We start from the raw sequence: 8,119 nt of genomic DNA, 5'->3' as shown, positions 1-8,119 counted from the left end.
AACGGAAAGTGGCCTAAACGAGCACTTGGGGCGGCACAAAAATGGGACAGGTCCAGTTCAGTTCCTGCGCCGCATGGGTAAAGCTCAGATGCCTGGCCGACGCTTCGAATGCGCGCAGCCAGGTCAGATGAGGCTGCTCAACGTGATCACGACCAGCCTGCTTTAAGTGCCAGCTAACGGAAAGACCAGCTTGACCTCCGCCCACAACCACAGTGTCAATCAGGGTGTACATAACAGCAAACCTCTCTATGAAACTCTATCGGCGGCAGCTAGTTGCTTCAACGTATCAATGTCCGCTTTCGTGTTCTGAGCGCGAGCCCCAACAAATTCTATCAGAGAAAATTCAAGTAAGCTTAGCCGCTCTTACGCTTAGAAGACGATGTGGTTTCAACCGATATTGGAGAAATTCAATTGTAGGGTGATCGTTGTGGGCGGATAACGATCTCGGTCGGGCACGCGGTAGGAGCGGATTGCAAGACATACTGGACGGCGTCAGAAACATCTTCTGGCTGGATCATCAAATCCGATTGAAGCCTCGGTGACGCTGACATGGATGTAGCGACAAAGCCAGGGTGTATCATACTTACCTTTGTTCCAAACTCGCGAACATCTTCGAAGAGTGCCTCGCAAAAGCCGGTGAGTGCCCGCTTGGCAGCATGATTCATCCCCGCACCGGCGTGGGCGTAAGGGATCGAACCTATGGCTATGATTGCGCCGCGTCCGGATGCATTGATAGGAACAATGCCCTTTCGGATTAGATGGACGAACGAACGAAAATTCACATCCAGCACGTGGTCCCAGCTTGGCAGGTCCGCTTCCGGTGTTCGAGCTCTTGCATGCGCGCCTGCGCAAAAAATAAAGGTGTCGAGACCTCCCATCAATGCGGCGGCCTCATGAATGCATTTGGCGCAGGCATCCATGTCACCGAGGTCCACGGTTAGAACTCCTGGCTTGCCGTGTCCATTGCCGATCCTATCAGCTACGGTAGACAGCTTCACGTGGTCCCGTCCGATCAAAGTAATGGCGTCGCCTTCTCGTGCCCGCCTAAGAGCTACAACGCTGCCTATGCCGCCAGTCGCACCCACGACCATCGTTTTTCTTCTCGCTTCATCAGTCATAAAGCCAAGCTCGGCTTTTTCATCATTGGACGCAAGTGTCGTCCGCTTTGCGCTCGAAGCAGCCTTGCGGCGATGCAGCGGTACGTGCTGTAGCCCAGCCCCGAAAGCAGACATAGAAAGAATTGAGACGATGTCTTGGTTTCAATGGCTTGGCCCAATGTGCCGACATTCGACTTTCGGAAGCTGTCTTTCGCACAATTCGGGCTGACCGTCGGCACTGAGCCCGTTGCAGATTTGACAGCGATCTGGACGAACGTCCGCTCCGAGCCGATACTCTGGACAAGAGGCCAGCATAGGTCCGAAGGAGAGAGGCCGGACTTCTCCGAGCTCAACCAGAGCAGCGAGGGGCGTGAAATGCTTCAATTCGGCGCCGTTGAAATGCCACTAAAAGGAAGGCGGGAAACCGCAAATGGGCGAGGGTAACTATATTGACCCGTCCGTCCGGCGCTGTAGAGTTCAGACGAGCACAGATAGCTTTCTTTCATAGGAGGTATCCATATGATAAAGATTGTTTTCCCAAGCTTTCCGATGATCATTCTTGCCGCGTTGCCAGCGCTCGCAACCGCTCAAACTACAATTGCCAATCCGGCATCTGTTTTCTGTGTCGAAAGCGGTGGGAAATCTGTGATCGAAACCGAAGCTGACGGACAGCGCGGGTATTGCATCCTTCCGGATGGCACCAAGGTCGATGAATGGGAGTATTTCCGCGAGAACTGGGACAAGGCCAAGGACGGAGGGTCCTGACCAACTGGACGACGCCTCGAGATCGAGTGCGGGTGGCGCCGTTTCGGCAGTTTCTGTTACGTTGATAGGGGCTTGTTGCGGACCAGAATATTAAATGACGGCAACCGATGTGACCAAGGCTCATACTGGTTTCTGCTCCCCGACGAATCCCGCCGCTATTGCTGATGAAGAGGAGAAACCATGCCGATGATTCAGAGACGACTTTTCCTCAAGGCCGCGCTTGCCAGTTCCACCGCGATGGCGCTTCCGGGAATGGGTTGGGCCGACGCAAGCTCGCTGTCAGATATCGGCGGCGCCATGCTGGATCTCGATACGGCAACCATTTTCACCGCCCGCGAGATCCTCACGCTCGACCCCGACCGCTCCATCGCACAGGCGGTGGCCGTCGTGAACGGCCGTATTCTCGCCATCGGCACGCTCGATGAGGTCGAGGCCGTGCTGGGAGACCAGCCCCATGATGTCGACCGCAGGTTCGAAAACCATGTAATCGTCCCCGGCTTCATCGCGCAGCATGACCACCCGGTCCTTGCCGGGCTGACCATGTCTTCGCATATCCTCGCCATAGAGGACTGGGACTTGCCTGGCGGCACCGTCCCCGCTGTGAAGGAAAAGGACGATTTCATGACCCGCCTCGCCGCTGCAGAGGCCGCGCTTGGCGATCCTGACGAGCCTTTGCTCACCTGGGGCTACCATGCGGCCTTCTACGGACCGCTGACCCGCGGCGATCTCGACAGGATCAGCACCACGCGCCCGATCTTCGCCTGGGCCCGATCCTGCCATGAATTCATCCTGAACACGGCGGCGATGGAGAAGGCCGGCGTGACCGAGGAGCTCATGGCGGGCTGGTCCCCATCTGCCAACGCCCAGTCGAGCTATCGGGACGGCCATTTCTGGGAGCAGGGATTGTTTGCCGTCCTGCCCCAGATCGCGCCGATGGTGGCGGATCCCGACAAGTTTCGCGCCGGGCTGGAGCTGATGCGCGACTACATGCATGCCAAGGGCGTGACTTATGGCAACGAGCCGGGCGGTATCCTCGCCAAGCCTGTGCAGGACGCAGTGAACGAGGTAATGTCGCCCCCCTCCATGCCCTTCCGCTGGAGCTTCATCGCCGACGGCAAGAGCCTTGTTGCCGCTAACAAGGACGATGACCAGGTGATCCCAGCCGCGCTGGCGCTGGAAGACTGGTATTCCGGCATGACCAGCATGAAAAAGAAGACCGTGAAACTCTTTGCCGATGGCGCGATCTACTCGCTCGCGATCCAGCTGCGCCAGCCGCCCATCGGCGATTATCGCGGCGAATGGATGATGGATCTTGACGCCTTCGAGCGCGCCTTCCGCATCTACTGGGATGCCGGTTACCAGGTGCATGTGCATGTTAACGGCGATGCCGGACTCGACCGGGTGCTGAACGCGTTGGAGGAGAACCTGCGTCGCAACCCGCGCTATGACCATCGTACGGTGATCGTGCATTTCGCCGTCAGCGCTCCGGACCAAATCGAGCGCATCCGCAAGCTCGGTGCGATTGTCAGCGCGAACCCATATTACGTCACGGCGCTTTCGGATCGCTACAGCGAAACCGGCCTAGGCCCGGAGCGTGCCGACCAGATGGTACGGCTGGCGGATTTGGAACGCGCAGGTATTTCCTGGTCACTGCATTCCGACATGCCGATGGCGCCGGGCGATCCGTTATTCCTGATGTGGTGCGCGGTGAATCGGGTGACGAGCTCTGGCCGGGTTGCTGGAGAGAACCAGCGTGTAAGTGCAGAGCAGGCGTTGCGAGGGGTGACCATCAACGCCGCCTGGTCGCACCGGCTTGAGGATGAGCGCGGAAGCATCGAGCCTGGCAAGCTCGCCAATTTCACCATTCTCACCGAGAACCCGATCACCGTCGACCCGATGACGATCAAGGATATCGGCGTCTGGGGCACAGTCATGGAGGGACGAGTGCTGAAGGTTTCAGATGCGTACCAAAAAGACGCGAGAGTTCCGACCAGGGCGACGCCTGAGGCGACCGATTTTGCCAATCGCGCCCTCCACCATGCCCTCTCGGTGGTCCATGCCCACCTCTGAGGAAAGAGAGGGCGAGTAGGCATTGATAGGTTGACGAAGCGGGAAAGCTGCAAGGTAGGGCTGCCCCTATATGTGCGACTTGTAGTGTCGGAGATCGGTATTTTCGCCAGTAGATTCCCGCTTTTTGGGGCTCGAAAACCGGCCGGAAAGTGGTTCTTCGAAATTGAAGAACCTGAAGCACGATGCTGCATTTTGTCCGAACGACCACTGTGGCGAAGCGAAGCATTGGCGCGGTTTGTGTGACCGCTTTGGGCCGGGGTCGTCTGGTAGGGCAACCATGGCGACGGTCCGGAAGGTCCGCAAGGCAGCCGTTCACTGAATTGCTCTGATTGTCCGCATCGAGCCCGGAGCCGCCTGTCAATTTAAGTTTCAAATTTTGCACTGGCTCGGACGGCGGGCGTTTCCAGCACAACTCTGAGTACCCGGACGATCTCCTGTTCGGGCGCTGCATAGATGCCATGTGATTTCTTGTTGCGCCCGATGAACAAGGTAAGCCCTTCAATTGCTGCAGTGACGTGAAGTGCTAGTGACTCGCAGTCGTCTTGCGGCCAGTCGGGACGGGTGGCTCCGATCAGCCCTGCAATCACCTGTCGCTCAAGCTCGTGGATTTTGTCCATCAGTTCGGCCGCAGCATCGTCATTCAATGAACGTGCCCAGAGTTGCGGAAAGAATGCGATCTCCGGTCGGCGCAAGTCCTGAACAAGGAGTGTTACCACCCTTTCGAGCGCAGCCTGTGGTGTGGCTTCGCTTACTTGCAGGCACATCAGAATGTCGTCCGCATAGTTCGCGAGTTGATCCCGAACGAGGCTGTCGAGGAGTTCTGACTTGGTTTTATAGTGATATGTCAAATTGCCGACGCGCATATCCAAGGCGTTCGCCAAATTGCGCATCGTGTAGTCTTCTGCTCGGGCGCCGATGAAGAGCGTAAAGGCCGCATCAAGTATCCGCCGCTTGGTGCTGTCACCACTGGAAAGCCCGTGGGTTTCTTTTGCTACCGGGCGCTGGACGACCAAATCCCGCAGCAGGAACGTTACCCTTTCGGGAATGTACCTTTCGATCTTCTTGTCCATCGATCCAGTTCGCTTTGCGTTTTGCCGGTGAGGAGCATCACCATAGGCATGTTCCAATTCTGACAGTGGTCGTAACGCAACGTTGACACAGATCGATCTGCTCGCCAAGATTAGGACGATAGTCCTAATAGCCTATGCGTGAGTCGATGACCTGCCGGAACGGTCGCTTCACGAATACTCGGACCTACACGGGGGAACCCAAATGAGAAATCCGCTCAAACCAATCCTGATGTCGATTGCAGCTTGTGCCTTGTGGGGCACCTCATCTGTGGCTCAGACCAATGAGCAGCCCAGTGTCGTGTTAATGATGGTCGACAACCTCGGCTGGGGCGAATTGGGCGTGTACGGCGGTGGAGAGCTACGGGGGGCCGCAACGCCTCGTCTCGATGCGCTGGCCGCAGAGGGCATGAGGCTGCTGAACTTCAATGTCGAACCGCAATGCACTCCAAGCCGTTCGGCATTGATGACTGGGAGGCGTCCAATCCGTTCTGCCACCACCAGGGTGGTTTGGGGCGTGCCTTACGGCATGGTGAACTGGGAAGTGACGATGGCCGAGTTGTTTTCGGATGCTGGCTACGCAACCGGCATGTTCGGCAAATGGCACCTTGGTGACATGCCTGGGCGTTTCCCCACTGATCAAGGTTTCGACGAGTGGTATGGCGTCGCGAACACGACAGACGAATCCGAGTATTCGTCCCAGTTTCAGTTTGATGCCTCGGTCAGTGGACAACCCATGATCCAGGAAGCGAAGCGCGACGAAACACCTCGAGACGTCAAACCCTACACCATCGAGTCCAGACGCGAGATTGACAGCGAACTGACCGCTCGCGCCATCGATTTCATGGAACGTTCCGTCTCAAGAGATAAGCCGTTTTTCGCGTTTGTGCCCTTTACGCAGCCTCATCTGCCAACGCTGCCACATCCCGATTTCGACGGGATCACGGGCAATGGCCATTATGCTGACGTGCTGGCCGAGATTGATTTCCGCTCCGGGCAAATCCTCGACGCGATTAGCGCGCTTGGGATTGAAGACAATACAATCGTCATTTGGCTGAGCGACAACGGGCCTGAGTACTTCCAACCATGGCATGGCACGGCCGGACCATGGCGCGGCAACTATTTCACTGCGTGGGAAGGATCGCTGCGTGTTCCATTCCTAATGCGGTGGCCAGGTCGCATCGAAGCGGGTTCTACCAGCAACGAAATCGTGCATCTGGTGGATATGCTGCCAACTCTGGGCCGCGCCGCTGGCTACGATGTTCCGGAAGATCGGATTATCGATGGCGTCGATCAACTCGACTTCTTTCTGGGGGAGCAGGACACTTCGAACCGGGAAGGCTTCATCATCTACAACAACGACGATGTGTACGGCTACAAGTGGCGCAATTGGAAGCTCCACCTGATCGAGTTGGAGAACATGAACAGCGAGCCACGCCCGCTTAATGTGCCTCGTGTCTTCAACCTCATCACTGACCCGAAAGAGGAATACGAGATTCAGGAGGAGTCCACGTGGATTCTGCCCGTCATCTTCGAGAAGATCGTGGAGTTTGAGAGGACCTTAGTTGAGGAACCGCCGGTCCCGTTCGGAGTGCTGGAACCCTACGAGCCGTCGAACTGAAACTAGAGGCCATCCGTTAGTTTTTGTGCTGACGTGACCGGCTGCATTGTCCTTCAGACCGAAGTTCCCCGGATCAAAGATCCAATTTTTTGCTGTTAATGAATCAGGTGCTTGAGGATCGCGAGACCTAAGCCGACAGACCCGGAGAAGAGGCCGCCAAGTATTGCCGGTAGGAGTTTCCCGTCGATGACCCAACCGACACGCACTCCCAGCACGGCTAGCAGCAGCACTGCGACAATCTGCGAAAGCGTCGATGCGAGATCTGCAGAAATCCATCCAAGACCCGCAAATATGAAGAAGAGTGTTGGCAGATTGGCGACCGCAAGAGTTGGTGAGCTGTGTCGCCAGGCATTCTTCCATGCGTCGCGCGTCATGCGTTCGCCTGTGTCGAGTGCATGCGCCATTAGCTCGGCGAACGCCTTTGCGAGCGTTATGGCAAAAACGGAGCCGAAAAGTACGGCAGCAGTCTCAAAGGGCGGTTGCGGGTGATGGCCTGCGGCGATCAGGATGCTCAGTACCATAATGGCGCCGTAGATAATGCCGAATGCGGCGCGATCGAGCCTTTGCCAGCCTGTCGCTGCGGTATGCATGCCGCCGTCTTTGGAATGTCCCGCCACTAGCCTACCTGCGTTTTGATATGAACATCCTGCTGCGGATAGGGGATGGATATCCCCGCCACGTCAAACGCCTCTTTCATCTGATGTGTGAGATCCCAGTAGACCGTCCAATAGTCCTCTGTTCTTGCCCATGGGCGGCAGATGAAGTTCACCGAACTGTCCGCCAATTGGTGCACGCGAATGTTGGGTTCGGGAGCCTTCAAAACTGCCGGGTGGTTTGTGACCACGCGCCGCAAGACCTCCATCGCTTCGGGGATAGAGTCCTCATACGATATGCCAAATACGAGATCGACACGCCGCGTATCACTGGCTGTGACATTGGTGATGACGTTGCCCCAAACGTTCTTGTTCGGGATCACGATCACTTGATTGTCTCCGGTGACCACGGTTGTAGCGACAATGCTCACTGACTTTACCGTTCCACCGACGCCGCCCACCTCGACATAATCGCCTTCGTCAAAGGGCTGATTAATCATGATCATCAGGCCACTTGCGAGATTGCCAAGCGTGTCCTGAAAGGCAAATGCCAGAATGAAGGAGGCACCACCGATCATGGCAAAGAGCGGGGTGATATTGACGCCAAGGCTCGCTAGAACCACCAGCAGGCCAATGACAACGACAAGCCAGAAGACCACTCCTTCAAGGAAAGCTTCCAGAAGATTCGAGATGGTTGGCACGCGTCCAATCCACCTTCGGGCGATGGAGCGCACGAACCGTGCAACGAAGAGTAGGGCCAGGAAGGACAGCGCTACAATCGCGAGGTCCATCAAGATGGCTAGTCCGCCATCTAGGCGCGTGGCCCAATTCAAGAAAGCAAAAAGGATCGCTCGCGGCGTGGCGAGGATGGTTTCGTTGAAGAAGACAGAATCCCGGTAGGTGCGC

7 protein-coding genes and 1 pseudogene are annotated in these 8,119 nt (G+C 56.7%); 3 read left to right on the top strand and 5 right to left on the bottom strand.

Going from position 1 to position 8,119, the window contains the following annotated elements:
- Positions 1 to 49: 49 nt before the first annotated feature.
- Together I9182_RS20210 and I9182_RS20205 are read right to left on the bottom strand one after the other, a co-directional pair.
- Positions 50 to 127, bottom strand: a pseudogene (locus tag I9182_RS20210) (LysR family transcriptional regulator); the annotation flags it as partial.
- A gap of 280 nt (positions 128 to 407) precedes the next feature.
- On the bottom strand, positions 408 to 1,232 hold the full coding sequence (locus I9182_RS20205) for an SDR family NAD(P)-dependent oxidoreductase (protein WP_209599462.1): 825 nt from the start codon (positions 1,230 to 1,232) through the stop codon (positions 408 to 410).
- Positions 1,233 to 1,616: 384 nt separating this feature from the next.
- Here I9182_RS20205 and I9182_RS20200 point away from each other — a divergent pair, with 384 nt between their 5' ends.
- Both I9182_RS20200 and I9182_RS20195 read left to right on the top strand, forming a co-directional pair.
- Positions 1,617 to 1,862 carry a DUF333 domain-containing protein gene (locus tag I9182_RS20200; RefSeq protein ID WP_209599461.1) on the top strand — a complete coding sequence of 82 codons (246 nt, stop codon included), beginning with the start codon at positions 1,617 to 1,619 and terminating at the stop codon, positions 1,860 to 1,862.
- 180 nt (positions 1,863 to 2,042) lie between these two features.
- The gene (locus tag I9182_RS20195) at positions 2,043 to 3,932 is read left to right on the top strand and encodes an amidohydrolase (RefSeq protein ID WP_209599460.1); all 1,890 of its coding nucleotides are present in this window, start codon (positions 2,043 to 2,045) and stop codon (positions 3,930 to 3,932) included.
- A 362-nt stretch (positions 3,933 to 4,294) separates the two neighbouring features.
- Here I9182_RS20195 and I9182_RS20190 read toward each other — a convergent pair whose 3' ends face one another.
- A complete protein-coding gene (locus I9182_RS20190; protein ID WP_209599459.1) occupies positions 4,295 to 5,002 on the bottom strand; it encodes a TetR/AcrR family transcriptional regulator in 708 nt (235 codons plus the stop codon).
- A gap of 202 nt (positions 5,003 to 5,204) precedes the next feature.
- Here I9182_RS20190 and I9182_RS20185 point away from each other — a divergent pair, with 202 nt between their 5' ends.
- On the top strand, positions 5,205 to 6,620 hold the full coding sequence (locus I9182_RS20185; protein ID WP_209599458.1) for an arylsulfatase: 1,416 nt from the start codon (positions 5,205 to 5,207) through the stop codon (positions 6,618 to 6,620).
- Between the two features lie 95 nt (positions 6,621 to 6,715).
- Here I9182_RS20185 and I9182_RS20180 read toward each other — a convergent pair whose 3' ends face one another.
- Both I9182_RS20180 and I9182_RS20175 read right to left on the bottom strand, forming a co-directional pair.
- Positions 6,716 to 7,210, bottom strand: a complete 495-nt coding sequence (locus I9182_RS20180; RefSeq protein WP_209599457.1) for a hypothetical protein — start codon at positions 7,208 to 7,210, stop codon at positions 6,716 to 6,718.
- A 26-nt stretch (positions 7,211 to 7,236) separates the two neighbouring features.
- Positions 7,237 to 8,119: mechanosensitive ion channel domain-containing protein (locus tag I9182_RS20175; protein WP_209599456.1), on the bottom strand; the 883-nt coding region annotated here is incomplete at its 5' end.

The sequence above is a fragment of the Ruegeria sp. HKCCSP351 genome, from assembly GCF_017872535.1.
Classification (GTDB): domain Bacteria; phylum Pseudomonadota; class Alphaproteobacteria; order Rhodobacterales; family Rhodobacteraceae; genus Ruegeria.
This window is presented reverse-complemented; position numbering and strand designations above follow the sequence as displayed.